Source organism: Agrobacterium leguminum (assembly GCF_015704895.1).
GTDB classification, from domain to species: Bacteria; Pseudomonadota; Alphaproteobacteria; order Rhizobiales; family Rhizobiaceae; genus Agrobacterium; species Agrobacterium leguminum.
Window position 1 is genome coordinate 229,191 of the sequence record NZ_JADQWB010000004.1, and the last position, 22,674, is coordinate 251,864.

Sequence of the window (22,674 nt, forward strand, 5' to 3'; positions counted from 1 at the left end):
GTTTTTGAGTGACGCGCACGATCCGCAGCGGTGCGCGTCATATTCGGTAGCAGCGTCAGAGCCGTTGATAGCGCCGCAAGATTTCCAGGATTTTTTCGTCCTGCGCTTTATCCGGCAGAAGGGCCGGTTGGCGGCTGGCGCCGACGGAAGAGTCCTGGAGATAAAGCGAGCGTTTGACCATGGCCGGCGCGAAACCGAGAGCGTAGAGATCGGTGCGGAAGTCGGCGTAGATTGCCTGCTGGCGTTCGGCCTTAGTGATATCGCCGGCGTTGAAAGCATTGAGAATGCCAGCGAGCACATCCGGCAGCGCGTTGCCGAGGCCGGAAATGCAGCCTGCCGCCCCGTTCTGCAACGACCAGAGAACGAGGTGATCCGGGCCGGAATAGACCTCGAAACCGGGCATCTCCTTTGCCACCTGAAGATAGGCTTCGAGCGTCTGCTGAGCGCCGCCGGAATCCTTGATGCCGGCGATATTGCCATGGGTGGCGAGTTTGCGGGCGGTTTCCGGCTCTATGTGGTTCTGGGTGCGGGCGGGAATGTCATAGAGATAGACCGGCGTTTCAACGGCGTCAGCCACCGTCGAGAAATGGCGGATCAGGCCATCCTGCGTGCAGGCGATGAAGAAAGGCGTGATGACGGCGATACCGTCGACGCCAATGCGGTCGAAGGCTTTGGCAAGTTGCAGGGTTTCGAATGTGGCAGGCATGCCGGCATTCACGATGACTTTGGCACGGCCGGCAACTTCGTCCACCACCTCTTCCGTCAACCGGATTTTTTCCGCATGCGTTAGAGCGGTGAAATCGCCATTGGTGCCGGCGCACATGATGTTGTTGCCGGCCGCCACCTGGCGGCGCACCTGCGCACGGGTCGCTTCGTAGTTGATGGTTTCGTCCTCGTTGAAACAGGTAACGAGCGCGACGAAAGCTTGTTTGCTCATGAAAGAACTCCGCTTGAATTTGCGATGCCGTTGCCGGCGGCGGCCGGATGACGCTGGGATTGCATATCGGGGTCGGGATCGAGGCTCGCGGATAGAAGGGCACGGGTATAGGCCTCGCGCGGCGCTTCGAACACCTGTCGGACGGTGCCGAACTCCACCACCTCTCCCCGCTGCATGACCATGACGTGATCGGCAAAATCCCGAACCACAGGCAAATCATGCGCGATGAAGATGAAGGAGAGGCCCATTTCGCGGCGCAGCTTGTCCAGCAACGCGATAACCTGCGCCTGAACCGAAACATCGAGCGCCGAGACCGCCTCGTCGCAGATGATGAGTTTCGGTTCCAGCGCCAATGCGCGGGCAATGGCGATCCGCTGCCGCTGGCCGCCGGAGAACTGGTGCGGATAACGGCGCATATGTTCCGGCGAGAGGCCCACCTGATGCAGCAATTCGGCAACCCGCTCACGCCATCTTGCCCTGGGCAATATCTCCGGATGGATGACCCAGGCCTCGGAAATCAGCTGAAACACGGTCATGCGGGGATTGAGCGACTGGGTGGGGTCCTGAAACACCATCTGCAAATCGCGCCGCAGCGCAAAGAGTTCGGCAGGCGGAAGCTTGAAGAGATCACGGCCCTTCCAAAAGGCGCTACCCGCATCCGGCTCGTCGAGGCGAAGTAGAATACGCGCCAGCGTCGATTTGCCGGAACCGCTTTCGCCGACGACCGCGATGGTTTCGCCTTCCATGAGGTCGAAGGAAACGCCCTTCAGCGCCTCGAAAGCACCGTAACGCTTGCGCACATCACGTACGCTGAGCAGCGCTTCGCCCGCCGCCTGCGGCTCGTGCATGTCGCCCCTGCCGGGTGCTGCACTGATGAGCTTGCGGGTATAGGGGTGCTGCGGATTGCGATAGACCTCGCGCACCGTGCCGGCCTCGACAAGAACACCCTTTTCCATCACCACCACCCGGTCGGCGATTTCGGCGACGACGCCGAGATCGTGGGTGATGATGAGCACGGCCATGCCGGTTTCCCGCTGCAATTCCTTGAGCAGCGAAAGCACCTCGGCCTGCACCGTCACGTCAAGCGCGGTGGTCGGCTCATCCGCGATCAGGAGATCGGGCCGAAGCGCCAACGCCATGGCGATCATCACGCGCTGGCGCTGGCCGCCGGAAAATTCATGCGGATATTTCTTCAAGGCCCCGTCCGGGTCGGGAATGCCGACGCGGGCGACAAGCCGCCTCGCCTCCGCTTCGGCCTTTGCCTTGTCCATGCCGTGGGTGGTCATCGCCTCACGGATCTGCCAGCCGACGGTATAGACCGGATTGAGATGGCTGAGCGGGTCCTGAAAGATCATGGCGATACGCCGGCCGTTGATCTCGCGGCGCGCCTCGGCCGGCATGGTCAGAAGGTCCTGGCCGTCGAGCAATATCTGGCCGCTGCTGATATATCCGGGCGGCATGTCGATGAGGTTCATGATGGCCGAGGACGATACCGACTTGCCCGAACCGCTTTCGCCGAGAATGGCCAGCGTTTCGCCACGGTCGATATGATAGGAGACATCCTTCACCGCATGGACGACACCGCTTGCGGTGTGGAACTCCACGGAAAGGTTGCGCACGTCGAGAAGATGGTCAGCCATGCTTGCGGCCTTTCATTTCCAGCCGCCAGCGCTGCACGGGATCAAGCGCGATGCGCAGCCAGTTGGAAAGCAGGTTGAGCGACAGGGTGGTGAGGATGATGGCAAGCCCCGGCCAGAAGGACAGCCACCAGGCATTGGTGAGATATTGCCGCCCCTGCGAAATCATCAGGCCCCAGGTGATTTCCGGCGGCTGGATGCCGATGCCGAGGAAGGACAGTGCGCTTTCCGCCAGCATCACATAGGCGAAATCGAGCGTGGCGAGCGTCGTCAACGTCGGCAACACGACGGGCAGGATGTGGCGGAACAGGATGCGTTTGCCCGATGCGCCCATGACCCTTGCTGCCTGCACGAACATGCGTTCACGCACCTCCAGCACCTCCGCCCTCGTGGTGCGGATGTAAACGGGAATGCGGGTGATGGCGAGAACCAGCATCAGATTGAGGATGGAGGAGCCAAGCAGATAAAGCACGATGACCGCGATCAAGAGCGACGGGAACGACATGATCACATCCGCAAGCCGCATGATGATCTGGCCGACACGGTTGGAGGAAAAACCGGCGATCAGCCCGAGCACGGTGCCGGTGACGGCGGAGAGAAGCACGGCGCCGGCGGCGATCATCATCGTGTTTTGTGTGGCAGCGACAATGCGCGCGAGAAGCGAACGGCCGAGCGCATCCGCCCCCAGCCAGAAATACCACTCGCGCTGCCAGTCGAACGGGGCGAGGTTGCGCCCGCGCAGGTTCTGTTTCGTCGCCAGATCGCCAAGCCAGGCAGGGCCGACAAAAGCGAGGATAATGACGATGATGAGGAAGATCGCGGCGCAGAGCGCGAATTTATCCGCCCACAACATGCGCAGCATGCGCGTTGCGAAGGAGGGCTCGGCGATGATCTCGGTGTCGGCGCTGGAAAGGCTCATGGCTGAACGGCCTCCTCAGTGCCGGATACGCGGATCAAGGAGCGCATAGGCGATATCGATCAGAAGATTCATCAGGAAGATCGCCAACGCGGTCACGAGAATGGCGGCCAGCACGACGTTGAAATCGCGCTGCAGAATGGAATCGATCATCAGCTTGCCGACACCGGGAAAACCGAAAATGGTTTCGACGATGACCGCGCCGTTAAGAAGGCTTGCCGCCTGATCGCCAATGACGGTGATGACCGGCAGCATGGCGTTTCGCAAGGCGTGAATGAAGATGATCGGACCCGACTTCACGCCCTTGGCGCGTGCCGTTTTGACATAGGCCGAGGACAACGCGCCGATCATCGAGCCGCGCACCACCTGCACGATAATGCCGAAGGGGCGCACGAACAGGACCGCGATCGGCAATATCCAGTGCAGCACGGAGCCCGTGCCCGACGTGGGCAGCCAGGCGAGATTGACGGAGAAGACGACGATGGCAACGATCGCCAGCCAGAAATCCGGCACGGATGCACCGATGAGCGAGATGCTCGAGGCCATGCGATCGAAGAAGCCGCCGGAGCGGAAAGCCGCAAGTGAACCGATGACGATGGCGGCGGTGGTGACCAGCGACATGGTGATGACTGCAAGCCACAGCGTCCAGACGAAAGCCTCCAGCACCACATCCAGCGCCGGTCGGGCTTTTCTGAGTGATTCTCCGAGGTCACCCGTCATCACATCGCCCGCATAACGCAGGAACTGCACCATCAGCGGATCGTTCAGCCCGTGCAGCGCCCGGAACTGCTGCTTCAACTCTTCCGAAGCCTCGACCGGCAGAAACAGGGCGGCCGGGTCCCCCGTCAGGCGCGACAGGAAGAAAACCATGACGATGAGGCCGATCAGGGAGATCAGGCTCGCAACGGAACGTTTTCGGATGAAGCTCAGCATGGTTGCCTCCGGTTTTTCAATGCGGCGGCGAAGCTTTCGCCGCGCCGCCGCTTCTCAATTGACAAGACGCGGGGTCTTATTTGATGCCGATTTCCGAAAGCTGCAGCATCGAGTTGGTGGCGATGGTGGGCTTGAAGTCCAGCCGTTCCGAAACGCGGGAGAAGCCGACCATGTGGAACAACAGCACATCCGCCACCACATCGTCGTGCAGATAGGCGATGAGTTCCGACCAGAGCTTGGCGCGCTCGTCACCGACCGCTGCGGATGCACGTTCGATCAGATCGTCCACCTTCTTATCCGAGAAGCCGGACTGGGTGCCCTTGGTCGCATATTTGAAGAACATGGTGAAGGACGGGTCGCCCTTTGAGTTGTCGTGCATGGCGGCGACGATCTGCGGTCCGCGGCCTTCCTTGAAGGGCTTGGAGTAATAGCTTTCGTGCTCGGCCACTTCCACGAATTTCAGGTCGATCTTGAAGCCGACATCCTGCAATTGCTGCTGGATCGCCTCCATGATCTCGGTGACGTTGGGGAAATTCGCGGTACGCGCGATGATGGTGATCGGCGTATCCACCTTCACACCGGCAGCCTTTGCTTCCTCAAGCAGCTTTTTTGCGCCCTCGGGGTCATAGGAGAAGACCTTGACGTCTGGGTTCCAGCCGAGCGTGGTCGGCGGAACGAGCGCGGTGGCCAGCACAGCACCTTCCGGAACCAGCGTGCCGAGGAAGGCCTGCCGGTCGATGGCGAGGTTGAGTGCGCGGCGCACCCGCACATCGTTCAACGGCGCAATATTGTGATCGAGACGCATATAGACCGTCTCGCTGTCGAGATAGGAAAAGTCGGTCTTCGTATTGGTAGCGTCGAGCTGGGAAATGGAAGGTGAAAGATCGGCTTCGCCAGTCTGCACCATGGCGGCACGAACCGAAGGATCGGCGCGGAAAAGATAGGTCGCTTCCGTCACCTGCGGCTTGGCGCCCCAATAATCGTCGCGTGCGGTGAGCACAATCTGCTGGCCCGGCGTCCAGTTGGTCAGCTTGTAAGGCCCGGTGCCAACAGGCTCGCGGATGAATTCCATCTTGGTTTCTTCGGGAACGATGGTAACGAGCGACATCAAGAGCGGCAGAATGGGCTGCGCCGGGTCGGTCTTGAAGTCTATCGTGTGATCATCGACGATCGACGGGGTCACGGTCATGCCGCCGAAATAACGGCGGGACTCGCAGGCGTTCTTGTCGCTCATGATGCGTTCGAAGCTGTGCTTGACGTCCTTGGCGTCGAATGTCGTGCCGTCGGAAAACTTCACGCCTTCACGCAGATGGAAGCGCCAGCTACCATCGGCATTCTGCTCCCATTTCTCGGCAAGACGCGGCTGAACGCCCTTCTTGCCGCGCACATCGAGCTCGGTCAGCGTCTCGCTGACATTTTCCATGATGATGCGGCCGATATTGGAGCGGGTGGCCATGCAGGGCTCAAGCAGGTCCGCCTCTTCCGCCAGCACGATCTTGATCGGCCCCGATGCCGCAAGCACCGGGGAAACCGCGGCGCTGAGGGAACCCAAGACAAGGGCGCCCGCAATCAATGACTTCTTCATTCCGTTCTCCTCCCAGATTCAGAAATTCAGCAACATGGCGGCGCGCCGCAAGGGGCATCTGAAAAATCCCCGTCTCCTGCATTGAGGAGCATGACATGCGGATGATTGTCTCCTCCACCCGTAGACAGAGCATCGACGGTATCGCATTTTTTGTCAATTTATTTTTCAGGGGCAATTTTTATTAAAGCCGAATCTCCTATTTTTATTATTTAAAAACAAAATCTTAATTTCAAAAATCAAAAACATATGATCCTCTTTTTTTATCAAATAAACTTGACAACTTTTCGAATATGTCATTTTCATCGGAACAAGAGGAGACCACGATGACCCCTGATGACATCGCTCACGCCATGACCGGAGCCATCCATGCCGTGTCGCAAAACCGGCAGGAAGCGTTCCTGCCGTCGCCCATGATCCAGAACCATGCGAGCTTCCTGCACCTTCTGGATGACGGCACCCTGCTCTGCGCCTGGTTCGGCGGCACGCTGGAAGGAAAATCGGATATTTCGATTTTCGCATCCGTGCTGACAGCGGGTGCAACCCGCTGGGGACCGCCGCAACGCCTGAGCTACGACCCCGCCCATTCCGAACAGAACCCGGTCCTCTTCACCGCGCCGGATGGCGTTCTCTGGCTGTTTCACACAGCCCAACCCTCCGGCAATCAGGATGAATGCCGCATTCGTATGGCGCGAATCCACCGCGACGCGACTGCACCGGAAAAGCTTGTTTCCGAGGAAGGACGTTTTCTCGATCTCCCGCAGGGTTGTTTCATCCGCGCGCCGCTGCGCATCCGCGATGACGGCGCCTGGCTGCTGCCGATCTTCCGCTGCATCCAGCGCCCCGGCCAGAAATGGAACGGCAGCCACGATACGGCAGCGCTCGGCATATCCACCGACAATGGCGCGACTTGGCAATTGCAGGAATTACAGGAATCGACCGGCTGCGTACATATGAGCCCGGTCGCGGTGACGAATGCGGACTACGCCGCCTTCTTCCGCCGCCGTCAGGCCGATTTCGTCTATCGCACGGAAAGCGACGATGGTGGCCGCTCGTGGTCAAAGCCGCAGCCGACCGATGTGCCCAACAATAATTCCTCCATTGCCGTGATCAGTCTCAACGATGGCAGGCTGGCAATGATCTGCAACCCCGTCAACGCCGCGCAGTCTAGCGACCGCCGCGCCTCGCTTTATGACGAGCTGGGAGAGGAAGACGACAGGCCGGATGCCGATCCGAGCGGCGGCTGTGTGCCGGTCTGGGGCGTGCCGCGCGCGCCGGTTTCGATCTGCTTGTCCAATGATGACGGGCGCAGTTTTACCACCCGGATCCTGATCGAAGACGGGCCGGGCACCTGCCTTTCGAACGATTCGACTGATGGACGCAATCTGGAAATGTCCTATCCGTGGCTTCTGGAAGCGCCGGACGGTACGCTGCATGCGAGCTACACCTATCATCGCCGCGCAATCAAATATGTCCGGCTGGCGCCCGGCTGGGCTAACGAGAACGACGGGAGACAAAGATGAGCGACATCATTGGCATCACCATGGGCGACCCCTGTGGCGTCGGCCCCGAGATCACGGTGCGGGCGCTCGCAGAAATGTCCGCCCCGGATCGCGCGGCGACGCGGATTTACGGCAACCTCGCCACGCTGGAAGCGGCGCGGGATGCGCTCGGCGTTGATATCGATCTCACTCAACATGTGGTCGACCTGCCTGTGGAAGGCGCACCGCTGCCCTGGGGTACGTTGTCACCAGTGGCCGGAGACGCCGCTTTCCGCTTTATCGAAAAGGCCGTTCGCGATGCCGAAGCGGGCGCAATCGGCTGCATCGTCACCGCGCCGATCAACAAGGAAGCCTTGAACCTCGCCGGTCACCATTATGACGGGCACACCGGCATGTTGCGAAGCCTCACCGGCTCCTCAGCCGCCTATATGCTGCTTGCTTCCGAACGGTTGAAGGTCATTCACGTTTCCACCCATGTTTCCCTGCAGGAAGCCATTCGCCGGGCGACGACGGAGCGGGTGCTGGCGACCATCCGCGCCGGCAACGCGCATCTGAAGCGCATCGGTTACGAGCGGCCGCGCATCGCGGTTGCCGGCATCAACCCGCATTGCGGTGAAAACGGCCTGTTCGGCACCGAGGATGACGACCAGATCGCACCGGCAGTCGCAGCCGCACGCGCCGAAGGCATCGAGGTGCAGGGACCGATTTCCGCCGATACCGTGTTCCACCGGGCTTATTCCGGCGCTTTCGATCTCGTCGTCGCGCAATATCACGATCAGGGCCATATCCCGATCAAGCTTGTCGCTTTCGACACCGCCGTCAATGTCTCGGTCGATCTGCCGATAGACCGCACCTCCGTCGATCACGGCACGGCTTTCGATATCGCCGGCAAGGGCATCGCCAATCACGGCAACATGAATGCGGCCATCGCCTATGCGCGCAAGCTGGTGGCGGGCAAGGAGCGGAAGGAATGAGCACCATGTCGACAGCTCCCATTCTCATCCACCAGCCACGACGGCTTGCCGTTGGCGCCGGCACCATTTCACAGGTCGGCGCCTGGGCGGGAAAAACCGCATCGACCCTGATTATCGCCACACCGTTAACGGCAAAATTTGCCGAACGGCTGCAATTGCAGGGCCCTTTCACGATCTTCGATGCCATTCCCGGCGAACCGGACACCACAACGCTGGAAGCCGCCCTAGCCGCGGCGCGCGCTGCCCAACCCGATCTCGTCATCGGCCTCGGTGGCGGTTCCGTAATGGATGTGGCGAAGCTGGTCGCGGCACTCTGGAATTCCGGCCAAAGGCTTGAGGATGTGGCAGGGCCGAACAGGGTTGCCGGGCGCGACACACGGCTGGTGCAGATCGCCACCACCGCCGGCACCGGTTCGGAGGCCGGCATCCGCTCGCTCATCACAGACCCGGTGAAAGGCAACAAGATCGCGGTCGAAAGCCCTCATCTGATCGCGGATTTCGCCGTGCTCGATCCGGAACTCACCTATTCCGTGCCATCAGCCGTAACGGCGGCAACCGGGGTGGATGCCATGGCCCATTGCGTCGAAGCCTTCACCAACCGCAAGGCCCATCCGATGATCGACGGTTTCGCCCGCATGGGTTTTGCGCTGGTCGGCAAATATCTGGCGCGCGCCGTCCGCGACGGTGCGGATACTGAAGCGCGGGAAGGCATGATGCTCGCCTCCTATTATGGCGGCATCTGCCTCGGCCCGGTCAACACGGCGGCCGGCCACGCCATCGCCTATCCGCTCGGCACGCTTCTCAACCTGCCGCATGGGCTGGCAAACGCCATCGTCTTTCCGCATGTTCTGGCCTTCAACCAGCCTGCGGTTTCGGCGAAGACGGCGGAAGTGGCGGGAGCGCTCGGGCTTCGCGAACACCTTTCGCCTGATGATCTGCGCAAGGCGGCAACGGATTTCTGCGCCGGGCTCGGCATCGAAATGTCGCTCGCACGGCATGGCGCGACTGAGGCCGATCTTCTCCGCTACGCTGAGGATGCGCATGCCATCCGCCGGCTAATGGACAATAATCCCGTCGACATGAGCGTCGAGGACGTGCTCGGCATTTACCGCCACGCCTTCTGAGCAAAAATCCGGTGCGCAGACGCGCATCGGTCTTCGGTCACCCGCTTAGTCTGTGTGCGAAGACTCGAACAGGCGGTCGCGCGATCCGGTCAAATGCTGAAGCATCAACTGGCGCGCCGCCTCTGCGTCCCCATCGGCAATCGCCTTTGCGATTGCCTCATGCTCGGCGAAAACACGCGTCAGGCCGGATGCCTCCCGCTTGACCGACATGCCGTGGAACTTCATTCCCATTGCAATATGGTCCTTGAGCGCTTCCATCGCGGTGGAGAAATAACTGTTTCGCGCCGCCCGCGCGATGGCGAGGTGGAACTGATAATCGGCATCCTCGCGGTGGGACTGGCGATTGGTCGCATCCCGCATCAGTTCGAGCGCCTTCCGGATCGCCGCAAGTCTCTCGCCGTCGTGCCGCAAGGCTGCCGCGGCCGCCGCTGCCGGCTCCAGCGTCAGCCTGAATTCGTAACAGTTGAGAAGATCAGCAACGTTTTCGAGCTGTCCGAAGCCGAGCGGCTCGCGCAGGCCAAAAGCCCTGACATAGCTGCCGGAGCCCCTGCGGGAATAAATGAACCCCTGCTCGCGCAGCCGCCGCAACGCCTCGCGCACGACGGGTCGCGACACTTCGAATTCCATGGCGAGTTCATGCTCTGTCGGCAGTCGCTCATCCGGCTTGTAGGCGCCGGATTTGATCGCCCGGTGCATTCTCTCGAAAATAATGTCCGGAAGTGCCTTGCGCGCCGTTTCTTTCATCAGCCCCATCTGGTCAGCTCTCTTCAGCGTCATTGTCGCCAAGCATCATTTTCGCGATCCGTTTCAACGTGTCAGCTTGCCCAAAACCGCCGGATTTCGCAATGATGCATTGATCTCCAGACCAGCCGACCCCAAGACCCGGCAGGCATTCGCCGGCAAGACGCAGACGCGAAACGCCCATGGCCCGCAGCACGGCTTCGGCCGTGGCTCCACCCGACAACAGCAGCCTTGCCGCCCTGGCGGTAAAATGCGGCACGACGCCTTCCGCCAACCGGTCTGAAACCGCAAGCGGCGACAGATTTTCCGTACCCTGCGTCGCTTGAACCAGCGTCAGACCGGCACCGTCATCGGTGTGACGGGGCATGACGCCATTCGGCGCCTCAACGATCGAGACAGGCCCAATGCTTTTGAGAACGTCAATCTGCTCCACCGTGATCGGATCGCGAGATCCGATGACAAAAAGCCCCCTGCCTGCTGGAATGATCGCGGCCTCAGGAACAGCCTGCGCCGTCATCGCTTCAGCCAGCGCCTCGGCAAGCCCACGCGCGCCAACCAGAAGATCGGCCCCTTCCGCCTGCGCAGCGGCGAGAGCTTCCCTGATATCGCCCTTTGATCGCGTATCGGGTATCGTGCAGCGGCCGGCATGTGCGCCCAGCCTTTCATGAACCGGTATGGCAGCTTCCATGCCAAAGCCGGAAACGGCTCCGCCAATAACGACGCGTCCGAAATCCGGAATGGCGGGCGCGACAAGCGCGTGCCGATAGGAAATCGCATCCATTTCCGCCGCAATATGCCCTTTCAGGCGGGAATCGATCTTCTTGAAAAGAATAGTATCGACCGGAACCAGCCCCAGCAGTTCCTGCGTGCGACGCCGGGCTTCATCCGCCTCGCCATCGCGGCAGCCGAGATTGACGCTGAGGACGGCAGGCGCATCCGCCAGCGCCGCACGCACACCGTCAAGCCCGATCGCCACCTCGGTCGCCAGCCCGCGCCCGGCAAAGGGGGCGGCGGCGTCGAGCGCTCCGGTCAGATCATCGGCAAAAATCAGCAGCACGGGCGAGGCCTTCATAAAAGTTGTAATGTTTTACATCGATAAATTTATTTATAATCAATAGATAAATGGATGTGAATAACAAAAATTATGGCGCAGCTTTTCGGGCTGGCCAATCAGCCGCAAAGAGGCTCAAAGGACGAAAGAAGAAATCGGAAACGGCAAAAGAGAACGCCAAACGCGGGCCGCAGCCATATATGGCGAGACGGCCGAGAGATGGCGAACGACCAACGTCACTAGATGAACCGGAAGGGCAGGCCCGAGATGAGCGCCTTGACGAAGCGCTTTTTCTGGAAGCGCCCATTCAGCGATACGCGCGGCAACTGCGTCGACTTTTCAAGGCTGTGGGGACCGATAACGCCAGCCTGCGTGGTCACGGCTGCGGAAAATCCTGCATCGTGAACCGCTTTCGCTTCACGTTCTCCCACGGCCTTTACCCAGCCATAGGGATAGGAAAAGGACCGTGGCCGATGGCCAGCATAGGCTTCCACCCGGCGCGCCGATTCCGCAATCTCATAAGCCAGACGCGCCGCATCGACCTTGCGCATATTCACATGCGTCATGGTATGCCCGCCGAAATGCACCAGAGGGTCCTCCGCCAGCGCCCTGAGCTCATCTTCATCCATGACAAGTTCGTCCACGATCGCGATGGGATCGACGCCATGCTGCCTCGCGGCACGATCGATCCTTTCCACCGCCTCGTCCTCCGAAAAGTTCTGGACGAAATCTTCAAGCCGCGTGAATGCTTCCGCTTTCTGCGAAGGGCTGGCGCATGCCACCTGCTCCGGCCCCGCCCCGAAATCGAATTCGAACGACGCGGCTTTCAGCGTCAGGGCAGCAGCGGTCTCCCACCAGAGGCTGCGTGTTCGCTCCACAAAACCCGGCGTGATGAAAATCGTGTAGGGAACGGCATATTTACGGAAGATCGGTGCGGCATAGTCGGCATTGTTTCGATAGCCGTCATCGAGCGTGAAGGCGCAGAACGACCGGCCTTCGTGATTATCGGCAAGCAGAGCCGGCAGATCGTGCAGATGGACGGGAACGAGACCGCATTCGAGAGCGGCCTGTATCGCCTCTTCCAGAAATTGCGGCGTGACGGACAATTGCACATTGGGTGCGAAAGCCGAAACAGCCCCTCCGGGGCGCACATGATGAAGCGTGAAGATCACACCACGCCCGGCGAAAGACGGAAATGCCGAACGGACGGCCGGGAGAGAACTCACCTCCAGCCCTGCCCTTATGGCCCCATATTTCACAAGGCGTTTTATCGGCTGAAAGAACATCCTCCCCGATTGTCCTGACGTCAGGCCGGGAAGAAGGCGTTTTCTCACGACTCTTGAGACCGTCAGCGGCAGATCGATCAGGCCCGGCAAGGGATCGTTCGGCGCAAAGGCGGCCCAGCTGCGGATCTTGCCCAAAGAAGCAAAATAGTCGCGGATTTTACCCTGCCCTCTCCTGGCCAATGTGAAGGCGGCAACGGCATCGCGGACAAGATAGGACCAGGAAACGCCCTGCCGCACATTGCCGGGCCGGCCGACCGGCTCGCCATTGGCAACCCGCCATAGCAGGGCGCCAAGGTCGATGCCCGCCGCCGAGCAAAGGCCAAACCATGACCATGGGCGCGGATTGACATCGAGAAGCTTCAGTTTCCCGTCCCGGCCGTCGAGCTTGAATTCCGCCTCGACCAGCCCGCTATGACCGGCCGACTTCAGTATTTTTCGGGCCGCATCCACCGCTTGCCCGTTGTCGATGACCTCGACGCGGGTGCTGGTATAGCCGAAATCGACAGGATATTGCCGGGCGCGCCGGGCGGTGAACTCCGCCACCGGCTCTCCGTTCAGCCAGAGCGCGGCGTAGGAGAACTGGCTTTCTCCCCCACCCGGAATGAGTTCCTGTACGACGACATTGCCGGCGCCGATCTCTCCACTCGCATCGGCAAAAGCCGTTTTCAGAGCATGTCGGTCATCGGCGCGAATGACTTTCGCCCGGGCGATGGTGGTATCGCCACCGCCCATATTCGGCTTGAGAATGACGGGAAACAATGCGTCCAGCGTATCGATGTCAGCGACCGATGCCAGCGTATAGGTTCGCGGAATACTGACGCCAAGTTCTGCGGCGCGCTGATAAAGCAGCGGTTTTTCGCAGAGCCATTGCAGGGCCGTCCAATCCGGCAGGATGATTTTGTAGAGCGAGGACAGTTCCTCACGATGCTGCGCAACAAGCTGGACCTCTCCGTCACCGGACGGCACCAGCAGACAGCCCTTCAAACCATGCCTGTCGGCCATTTGACGCAGGAACGGCATTGCCCCCGCATCATGCGGGCCGGCCCAGCGGATTGTTTCCCGCACGAAACGCGACCAACCCGGCAAAGGAGAATCATGGGTGAGGTAATAAACAGGCACATTCAGGGCGCCGAGGCTGCGGGCAAGGGCGAGCGTGCCGTGAGCGCCGCCGACAATAACAACACCTGGAATGGTCAAAGCCTGATCCCCGTCCTATTCCATATCTTGATCGCAAAAATTGATAAATAAATTGGATATTTCTAAAGTATTGAGCGGACTGATATCGAATTGCGAAAAATCCGAGACGCCTATGCTTTTAATCTTTCGCAGGCGCTTCGGAATTGCTTTGAAAAGAAAAAGCGGAAGCCGCCTCACGCCTCCTTGCGGACGGGACGTGGATCGCCATTGTCGTCCACCGCGACCATGATGAAGACGGCCTCCGTCACCTTTTCGCGTGAATCCTGATAGTGCCTGCGGGTCCAGGCCTCGATCTTCAGCGTGACGGAGGTGCGGCCGATCTTTTCGATTTTGGTGTAGACACACAATGTATCGCCGATCTTGACCGGCTTCTTGAAGACGATCTCATTGACTGCGACGGTAACGGTGCGGCCGCCGGCCACATCATTGGCGCGGACGAAAGCGGCAAGGTCCATCTGCGACATGACCCAGCCGCCGAAAATATCGCCGGCCGGGTTGGCATCGGCGGGCATCGCAAGCGTTCTGAGCGTGAGTTCCATATCGGCGGGCGGTTGCTGGTCCATGTCTCAAAGTCCTTTCACAAGCCTCCCGCTGCCGGACTTAAACAACCGCACCCCATCCGCCAATAGCCGATTTGTCGCGGCAGCCCTTCCAAAACAGCAAGGAATCACAGAGCCATCGTAAGCTTCGGTTAACCATGATGAGGCACGATTCCAAAAAACGCGAGGGCGTGCGAATGGCCTATGACTGGAGTGGAAACAACACAATACAGCAGCGCTACGACCGTATCGTCCTGGCGGTCGCCAGCGTCGTCGCCATCAGCCTGGCGACCGGCACCCTTGCCCTGCGTTCGCAGGTGGAGCCGGACACCACCATAAGCCTTGCCAAACAGCAGCGACTCGATTCGGACAAATGGCATTTGCGGCTCTAGTCCGCTCGGATCAGCCCCATAAATGACCTATTGCGGAGCGCTCCCGGCCCTGGAGATATTCTCCTTCTGCGCGGTATGGTCGAGATGCGCCACAGCCGGGGCGAGCACCGACAGGAATGTTTCCGACCGGCCGATATAGATGATCGCCGCACCGACGATCCCGTTCAGAACTTCCGCCAGCGTATCCTGCGTCTGTTTTTCCAGCCCTTCGAGCAAATCGTCGATAACGACGAATTTCGGCTTCAGCAGCAGGGCATTGGCCACCCGGATACTGGCCTGCTCGTCTGAATCCAGTTTTTTGTCCCAGCGAATATTTTCCTCGAGACGGGATGCCATCTCGCCAAGCCCGCAGGCAGTGAGCGCCGAGACATAGTCCGCATCGGCGAAACGCTGGGGCGCGCGCGGATAGGCGAGGATTTCACGCAGCGATCCCGCCGGCAGATAGCCGTGCTGGGCAATGAAAAGCGTGTCGGACTGCTCGGGCATCTCAATCCTGCCCTGCCCCCAGGGCCACAGGCCCGCCATGGCCGCAAACAGCAGTCTTCGGTTCACGCCCTGCTCGCCATTGATCATCAGCCGTTCGCCCGGCCCGATCTCGACTTCGCTCTCGCGCAGCTGGAAGCCACGATCCAGATCCTGCCCACCCGCATCGCGGCAGATCACCACCGACTGGAGGCGGATTTTTTCATTCTCCGCGCTGCGTTGCAGATCGATCGCCAGGCCGTGCTGTTCGACGCTGTCCATCTGGATAAGCGCGTTACGGAACACCGAAACGCGCTGCAACGTCGCCTTCCAGCTGGCGATCGGCCCGAAATTGTCGATGTACCAGCGCAGCGCCGTGTTGACCTGGTTGAACGCACCGACGGCCATCATCAGCCCGCCGAAGGTGAGGTTGCCGGAGAAATAAACCGGAGCCGCGATCAGGATCGGCGCCACCACCGCCAGCCAGCCATATCCTGCCGAAACCCACGTCAGATGCGTCAGCGCCATGGCAAGCCCGCGAATGACGCCGAGCACCGCATCAATATCGATACCGATCCTCCGCCTTTCGTTCTTTTCGCCGCGTGCAAGGGCAATGGCAGCAAGATTTTCGCTGGCCCGCATCAGTGAGAAGCGAAGTTCCGCCTCTTTGGAATAACGCTCGGCATTCAGCCCCACCAGCCGATAACCGACGAGATTGCTGAGCAGGGAAGCCGAACCGGCGTAAAGGATCGCCGCCCAGACCATATAGCCGGGGATCGCATAGGTATCGCCGCCGATGGTGATGGCAAAGCCGGCCGAGAGAGACCAGAGGACGCCGATAAAGCTGACAAGCAGGATCGTCGCATTGACGAGACCGATGGAAAGCGCCGTACTGCTTTCAGCAAGGTTGCGGACATCGTCATGCAGGCGCTGGTCGGGGTTGATCGCAATCGTGCCGAAACCGGCAAGACGGGCGGCCCGCCCCGGTTTCAGCCATTGATCCACCATATCCTTGGCAAGGCCCTCGCGCATGTTCAGCGCCGTCATCTGGTTCAGCCAGGTCTGGATGACGTTGAGGAGAAGCAACAGCCCCGCGATGATGGCGAAGACCTCCAGCTGGTGAATGAAGGCGGCAAGATCGCGCCGCTCCAGCGCGTTGTAAAACGGCGCGTTCCATTCATTGAGCCTGATCTGCCCATAGGCGGTGAGCAATATCACCGTGAGCAGCGCTATCGACAGCAAGATCAGCCGGGTGCGCACTGGCGAGGTCCAGAAGGCACGCCCCATCATCCGCAGCTGCGCCGGGAAATCGAGATCGAAACCCGAAAGATTAGCCGCGCTTTTGCGCTGATCGTCGGTCACCGTTGTTGCCATTCATTCCATTCCGAAACGTCAGTCGGCAAAGAAAGCGGGTCGCGATTCTGCGCCTTTCGTTGCCAAGCAATAACACGCCGTTCGACCTTGTCCACAATCCCGGCGAAATCTCAGCGGCGATGATTGAAAAGCCCGGACAATTCTTACCGCAGGCAAATATCGCGGCCTCGACCAACAATGCGGTTGCCCCCGGAAATGATCCTTGCTTTCTTTTCCTGCATTGCACAAAATCCGAATAATTTCAGAGGGGCGGACAAACCGCATAAGCCGGAAAACCGGGCAAGGCAGATTAATGGCGATCAAAGCGAGCATCTATCATCTGACGCATTATAAATACGACAATCCGGTTCGCCTTGGACCACAGATCATAAGATTAAAGCCCGCCTCGCACTCCAGAACCCGCGTTATCAGCCATTCGCTGAAGGTTTCGCCCTCCAATCACTTCGTGAACCTTCAGCAGGATCCTTACGGCAATTACCTCGCCCGCTTCGTTTTTCCCGAGCCGGCGACGGAATTTAAGATCGAGGTCGATCTTGTCGCCGATATGACGGTTTACAATCCGTTCGATTTCTTTGTGGAGGAAGAGGCGACAAAGTGGCCTTTCGACTATCCGCAGGAATTGCGCGACGACCTTTCCATCTACATGAAGCCGGAGCCGACAGGCCCGCTGCTTGCCGCCTTCATGGCCACCGTCGACCGCACGCCGGGGCAGCAGACGGTGGATATGGTCGTTGGCCTCAATGCCCGCCTGCAACAGGAGATCGGTTACGTCATCCGCATGGAACCGGGCGTCCAGACGCCGGAGGAAACGCTTGCTTCCGGCAAGGGGTCCTGCCGCGATACGAGCTGGCTGCTGGTGCAGGTTCTGCGGCATCTTGGCCTCGCCGCCCGTTTCGTGTCGGGATATCTCATTCAGCTCACCCCCGATCTCAAGGCGCTGGATGGCCCATCCGGCACCGAAGTGGACTTCACCGATCTGCACGCCTGGGCCGAAGTCTATATGCCCGGCGCCGGCTGGATCGGCCTCGATCCCACCTCGGGGCTTCTGACGGGCGAGAGCCATATTCCGCTGGCGGCAACGCCGCATTACCGCAATGCGGCGCCGATTTCCGGCGGTTATTACGGCCATGCCAATACGGAGTTCGCCTTCGACATGCAGGTCCGGCGGGTTGCCGAAACGCCGCGCATCACCAAACCCTTTTCGGATGAAAGCTGGGAGGAACTCAATGCGCTCGGCCAGGAGGTCGATGACGTTCTGAACAGCCATGACGTCCGGCTGACCATGGGCGGCGAACCGACCTTCGTTTCCATCGACGATTTCGAATCCGACGAATGGAACACCGGCGCGGTCGGGCCGACAAAGCGTGAAAAGGCCGATGCCCTGATCCGCCGCCTGCGTGAGCGTTTCGCACCGGGCGGCTTTCTGCATTACGGGCAGGGGAAATGGTATCCGGGCGAAAGCCTGCCGCGCTGGACCTTCTCGCTCTATTGGCGCAAGGACGGCCTGCCGATCTGGCAGAACCCGGCGCTGATCGCCGAGGAGGGCGCAAATACAGGCGTCAAGGCGGAAGATGCGCAGAAACTGCTGGGCGGCATAGCCTCCCATCTCGGCATCGAGCCTGAGCTGGTGCTGCCGGCCTATGAGGATCCGGCCGAATGGATCATCAAGGAAGGCAGCCTTCCCGACAATGTCGACCCGTCCAATTCCAAGCTGAAAGACCCGGAGGAGCGAAACCGCATGGCCCGCGTCTTCGAGCGGGGACTGACGACACCGACCGGCTATATTCTTCCCGTTCAGGCGTGGAATGCGCGCGCCGCCGGCAAGCGCTGGATCAGTGAAAAATGGAAGACGCGGCGCGGAAAAATATTCCTCGTTCCGGGTGACAGCCCGGTGGGTTACCGCCTGCCGCTCGGCACGCTGCCCTATGTGCCGCCATCCGCCTATCCCTACATTCATGAAGCCGACCCTTCGATCCCCCGCGGTCCGCTTCCCGATGTCCTGACGCCATCGGGCCGCGCCATGCCCGAAGCCTCCTTCCATGCCAGCGAGACCCCGGGGCAGGAGCGCATCGAACAGACGCTCGGCGAAATCGGCGGCGCGGTGCGCACCGCCATGTCGGTGGAACCGCGTGACGGAAGGCTCTGCGTCTTCATGCCGCCGGTCGAGCGCATCGAGGACTATCTGGAACTGATTGCGGCAGCGGAAGCGGCAGCCGCCGATCTTGGCTTGCCCGTCCATATCGAGGGTTATGCGCCGCCGCATGACGAGCGCGTCAATGTCATCCGCGTCGCACCCGATCCGGGCGTCATCGAGGTCAACATCCACCCCGCCGCGGGCTGGAAGGACTGCGTCGACATCACCACGGCTGTTTATGAGGAAGCGCGTCAGTCGCGTCTCGGCGCCGATAAGTTCATGATCGACGGCCGCCACACCGGCACCGGCGGCGGCAACCATGTGGTCGTGGGTGGCGCCAACCCCAATGACAGCCCCTTCCTGCGCCGGCCCGATCTTCTCAAAAGCCTCGTTCTGCACTGGCAGCGGCATCCCTCGCTCTCCTACCTTTTCTCAGGTCTCTTCATCGGTCCGACGAGCCAGGCGCCGCGTATCGACGAAGCCCGCCACGACAGTCTCTACGAGCTGGAGATCGCACTTGCGCAGGTGCCTGCCCCCGGAGAAGGCGTGCCGCCGCTACCATGGCTGGTCGACCGGCTGTTCCGCAATCTTCTGACGGATGTGACGGGCAATACCCACCGCGCGGAAATCTGCATCGACAAGCTGTTTTCGCCTGACGGGCCGACTGGCCGCCTCGGCCTTGTGGAATTCCGCGGTTTCGAAATGCCGCCCAACGCGCGCATGTCGCTCGCCCAGCAATTGCTGGTGCGCGCCCTCATCGCCCGCTTCTGGAAAAATCCGGCCGCCGGCAAATTCGTGCGCTGGGGTACGGCGCTCGCCGACCGTTTCATGCTGCCGCATTATATCTGGGCGGATTTCCTCGACGTGCTTGCCGACCTCAGGGAAAACGGTTTCGACCTCAAGCCGGAATGGTTCACCGCCCAGCAGGAATTCCGTTTCCCCTTCTTCGGGGAAGTGGAATATGAGGGCGCGAAGCTGGAACTGCGCCAGGCGCTGGAGCCCTGGCATGTGATGGGCGAACAGGGCGCCATCGGCGGAACCGTGCGTTATGTCGACAGCTCCGTCGAGCGCCTGCAGGTGCGGCTGGAAACCTCCAATCCCGCCCGCTACGCGGTTGCCTGCAACGGCCGCGCCGTGCCGCTGACCCCGACGGAAAACCGCAGCGTCGCGGTCGCCGGCGTTCGCTTCAAGGCATGGCAGCCCGCTTCCGGCCTGCATCCAGTTCTGCCCGTCAATTCACCCTTGACCTTTGACATTTATGATACATGGTCGAGGCGATCGATCGGCGGATGCATCTACCATGTTGCTCATCCGGGCGGGCGCAATTACGAGACGTTTCCCGTCAACGGCAATGAGGCCGAGGCACGCCGCCTCGCCCGTTTCGAACCATGGGGGCATACGGCAGGGCAATATCCGCTACAAGCGGAAACCATGTCGCCAGAATTTCCGCTGACGCTCGATCTGCGTCGGCCTTACGGAGTGTAAATTGTCCAAAGCCCCGGCAACGGAACGCAAGACGGCAACGAGCGCGCAACCGCGCGGGCTCGAATATTCCCCCTTGCCGGGCGTTGCCGACGAAATGCTCGATACCAACGGCAAGGTCAGGCCGGTCTGGAAGACCCTGCTCGACGCCCTGTCGCGCATGTCGGAACGGGAATTGCACGAGCGCTTTGCCCGCACCGACCGCTATCTGCGCGATGCCGGCGTGTTCTACCGCGACTACGGCAAGGGCAGCAGCGAAAGAAACTGGCCGATCTCCCATATTCCGGTGCTGATCGACGACAGGGAGTGGGCGGTTCTTTCCGAGGGGCTGAAACAGCGCGCCAATCTTCTGGAAGCCATGGTCGCCGATTTTTACGGCGAAAACCGGCTGGTCAAGGAAGGTTTCGTACCGCCGGCCCTGATCGCCTCCAATCCGGAATATCTGCGGCCCATGGTCGGCGTGAAACCGGCAAGCGGCCATTATCTGCATTTCTGTTCCTTCGAGATCGGGCGCGGACCTGACGGCAACTGGTGGGTGCTGGCTGACCGGACGCAGGCGCCTTCCGGTGCGGGTTTCGCGCTCGAAAACCGGGTGGCCACCACCCGTGCACTTTCCGACATCTATGCCGAAACCCATGTGCACCGTCTGGCCTCGTTTTTCGGCGCTTTCCGCGACACGCTGCAGGCGCAAAGAAAACACCCCGACGACCGGATCGCCGTGCTGACGCCCGGCCCCGCCAACGAAACCTATTTCGAACACGCCTATATCGCCCGTTATCTCGGCTTCATGCTGCTGGAAGGCGAAGACCTCACCGTCGTCAACGGCCGCGTCATGGTCAGAACCGTAGCGGGACTGAAACCGGTCGGCGTTCTCTGGCGGCGTCTCGACGCCTCCTATTCCGACCCGCTGGAACTGAACCAGCAATCCCATATCGGCACGCCGGGCATGGTGCAGGCGCTACGCAATGAAGCGCTCACCGTCGTCAATGCGCTCGGCAGCGGCATTCTCGAGACGCGGGCACTGCTCGCCTTCATGCCGCGCATCTGCCGCCACATTCTGGGCGAGGAGCTGAAACTGCCATCGATCGCGACCTGGTGGTGCGGGCAGGAATCGGAACGCCGCCACGTCGCTGGCAATATAGAAGGCATGGTCATCGGCCCGGCTTATTCCCGGCTTCCCTTCTTTGACGACAACGGTCAATCCGTGCTCGGCTCGTCGCTGCGCGAAACGGCAAAGGAATCGATCAGCGACTGGCTCGCCTCCGACGGCCATAGACTGGTGGGACAGGAAGTGGTGACGCTTTCGACAACCCCGGCCTATATCGACAACAAGCTCGTGCCACGCCCGATGAGCCTTCGCGTTTTTGCCGCGCGCACCCAGGATGGCTGGCAGATCATGCCCGGCGGCTTCGCCCGTATCGGCAGCAGCAACGATGTCTCCGCCATTGCCATGCAATCGGGCGGAAGCGCTGCGGATGTCTGGATCGTCAGCGACAAGCCGGTGGAACGCACCACGCTTCTGCCGGCGGAAGAAAGCTTTACCCGCAATATGCCGGGCAGCCTGCCGAGCCGCGCAGCCGACAATCTGTTCTGGCTTGGCCGTTATATCGAGCGTTCGGAAGGCGCCCTGCGCATCCTGCGCGCCTGGCACGGGCGCTACGCTGAATCCGCCGATCCGCGCCAGCCTCTGCTCGCGCATGTGACACGCTATCTCGAAGCGCTCGATGTGGAGATGAGCGATGCCGTGCCGGAAAGTCTGCTGAACAACATCAACAGCGCGCTTTATTCCGCCAGCAATATCCGCGACCGCTTTTCGCCTGACGGATGGCTGGCGCTGAACGACCTAGCCAAGACCGCCCGCCGTTTCCACGCGAAAGTCGCCCCCGGCGACGACGCTACCCATGCCATGACGATCCTGCTGCGCAAGCTTGCGGGCTTTGCCGGTCTCGTGCACGAAAACATGTATCGCTTCACCGGCTGGCGTTTCCTGTCTATCGGCCGTTACCTGGAGCGCGGCCTGCATATGACACGTCTTCTCGGCCATATGACCGGCCCGGATGCGCCCGACGGCTCCTATGACATGCTGCTCGAAATAGGCGACAGCGTCATGACCCATCGCCGCCGCTACAACGTCAATACGGCCGGCCTGACCGTGACCGATCTTCTGGCGCTCGACCCGCTCAATCCCCGCTCGATCCTGTTCCAGCTGAACGAGATCCGCACCGAGGTGGAACAGCTGCCGAACGCCTTCGTGAACGGTCAGATGTCGCCCTTCTACCGCGAGGCGATGCGCCTGCATTCCGGGCTTGCGGTCATGACGCCGGAAAATATGAACGGCGCGATCTATCGCCAGCTCGAAACCGACATGGAACATCTCTCCGATGTTCTGGCCCGGACCTATCTCGGATAAT

Annotated in this window: 16 protein-coding genes; 6 read left to right on the top strand and 10 right to left on the bottom strand. The window is 60.7% G+C overall.

Annotated features, from left to right (window positions below):
- Nucleotides 1–55: 55 nt before the first annotated feature.
- From I3J13_RS08570 to I3J13_RS08590, 5 genes are all read right to left on the bottom strand, one after another.
- Nucleotides 56–937 carry a dihydrodipicolinate synthase family protein gene (locus tag I3J13_RS08570; protein WP_196378538.1) on the bottom strand — a complete coding sequence of 294 codons (882 nt, stop codon included), beginning with the start codon at nt 935–937 and terminating at the stop codon, nt 56–58.
- Nucleotides 934–2,577 (bottom strand): ABC transporter ATP-binding protein, encoded by a 1,644-nt coding sequence (locus I3J13_RS08575; protein ID WP_196378539.1) that lies wholly within the window; start codon nt 2,575–2,577, stop codon nt 934–936. Before I3J13_RS08575 ends, I3J13_RS08570 begins: the two co-directional genes overlap by 4 nt.
- Nucleotides 2,570–3,493 (bottom strand): ABC transporter permease, encoded by a 924-nt coding sequence (locus I3J13_RS08580; RefSeq protein WP_196378540.1) that lies wholly within the window; start codon nt 3,491–3,493, stop codon nt 2,570–2,572. Before I3J13_RS08580 ends, I3J13_RS08575 begins: the two co-directional genes overlap by 8 nt.
- 15 nt (nt 3,494–3,508) lie before the next feature.
- Entirely contained in the window at nt 3,509–4,423 is a 915-nt protein-coding gene (locus I3J13_RS08585) for an ABC transporter permease (RefSeq protein ID WP_035262398.1), read from the bottom strand.
- A gap of 76 nt (nt 4,424–4,499) precedes the next feature.
- Complete coding sequence (locus tag I3J13_RS08590) at nt 4,500–6,008, bottom strand: ABC transporter substrate-binding protein (RefSeq protein ID WP_196378541.1); 1,509 nt, start codon at nt 6,006–6,008, stop codon at nt 4,500–4,502.
- A 323-nt stretch (nt 6,009–6,331) separates the two neighbouring features.
- On the opposite strand from I3J13_RS08590, the gene I3J13_RS08595 reads away from it, so the two are divergent.
- Genes I3J13_RS08595 through I3J13_RS08605 form a run of 3 tightly spaced genes read left to right on the top strand, consistent with a single transcriptional unit; the run spans nt 6,332 to nt 9,605 of the window.
- Nucleotides 6,332–7,528 (top strand): sialidase family protein, encoded by a 1,197-nt coding sequence (locus I3J13_RS08595; RefSeq protein WP_196378542.1) that lies wholly within the window; start codon nt 6,332–6,334, stop codon nt 7,526–7,528.
- On the top strand, nt 7,525–8,481 hold the full coding sequence (gene pdxA, locus I3J13_RS08600; protein ID WP_196378543.1) for a 4-hydroxythreonine-4-phosphate dehydrogenase PdxA: 957 nt from the start codon (nt 7,525–7,527) through the stop codon (nt 8,479–8,481). Before I3J13_RS08595 ends, pdxA begins: the two co-directional genes overlap by 4 nt.
- Nucleotides 8,478–9,605: an iron-containing alcohol dehydrogenase gene (locus I3J13_RS08605; protein ID WP_196378544.1), complete on the top strand. Its 1,128-nt coding sequence runs from the start codon at nt 8,478–8,480 to the stop codon at nt 9,603–9,605. The genes pdxA and I3J13_RS08605 overlap by 4 nt, the downstream gene beginning before the upstream one ends.
- A gap of 45 nt (nt 9,606–9,650) precedes the next feature.
- On the opposite strand, the gene I3J13_RS08610 is transcribed toward I3J13_RS08605, so the two are convergent.
- From I3J13_RS08610 to I3J13_RS08625, 4 genes are all read right to left on the bottom strand, one after another.
- Nucleotides 9,651–10,358, bottom strand: a complete 708-nt coding sequence (locus I3J13_RS08610; RefSeq protein ID WP_003519630.1) for a FadR/GntR family transcriptional regulator — start codon at nt 10,356–10,358, stop codon at nt 9,651–9,653.
- 4 nt (nt 10,359–10,362) lie between these two features.
- Complete coding sequence (locus tag I3J13_RS08615) at nt 10,363–11,403, bottom strand: four-carbon acid sugar kinase family protein (RefSeq protein WP_196378545.1); 1,041 nt, start codon at nt 11,401–11,403, stop codon at nt 10,363–10,365.
- Between the two features lie 233 nt (nt 11,404–11,636).
- Nucleotides 11,637–13,880 carry a polysaccharide deacetylase family protein gene (locus I3J13_RS08620; protein WP_196378546.1) on the bottom strand — a complete coding sequence of 748 codons (2,244 nt, stop codon included), beginning with the start codon at nt 13,878–13,880 and terminating at the stop codon, nt 11,637–11,639.
- A gap of 173 nt (nt 13,881–14,053) precedes the next feature.
- On the bottom strand, nt 14,054–14,443 hold the full coding sequence (locus I3J13_RS08625; RefSeq protein ID WP_035260778.1) for an acyl-CoA thioesterase: 390 nt from the start codon (nt 14,441–14,443) through the stop codon (nt 14,054–14,056).
- Between the two features lie 134 nt (nt 14,444–14,577).
- Between I3J13_RS08625 and I3J13_RS08630 the strand changes: the two genes are divergently transcribed.
- Complete coding sequence (locus I3J13_RS08630) at nt 14,578–14,811, top strand: hypothetical protein (RefSeq protein WP_078052121.1); 234 nt, start codon at nt 14,578–14,580, stop codon at nt 14,809–14,811.
- 27 nt (nt 14,812–14,838) lie between these two features.
- On the opposite strand, the gene I3J13_RS08635 is transcribed toward I3J13_RS08630, so the two are convergent.
- Entirely contained in the window at nt 14,839–16,647 is a 1,809-nt protein-coding gene (locus I3J13_RS08635) for an ABC transporter ATP-binding protein/permease (RefSeq protein ID WP_196378547.1), read from the bottom strand.
- Nucleotides 16,648–16,939: 292 nt separating this feature from the next.
- Between I3J13_RS08635 and I3J13_RS08640 the strand changes: the two genes are divergently transcribed.
- The gene (locus tag I3J13_RS08640) at nt 16,940–20,266 is read left to right on the top strand and encodes a transglutaminase family protein (protein WP_196378548.1); all 3,327 of its coding nucleotides are present in this window, start codon (nt 16,940–16,942) and stop codon (nt 20,264–20,266) included.
- A gap of 1 nt (nt 20,267) precedes the next feature.
- On the top strand, nt 20,268–22,673 hold the full coding sequence (locus I3J13_RS08645; protein ID WP_196378549.1) for a circularly permuted type 2 ATP-grasp protein: 2,406 nt from the start codon (nt 20,268–20,270) through the stop codon (nt 22,671–22,673).
- Nucleotide 22,674: the final 1 nt, after the last annotated feature.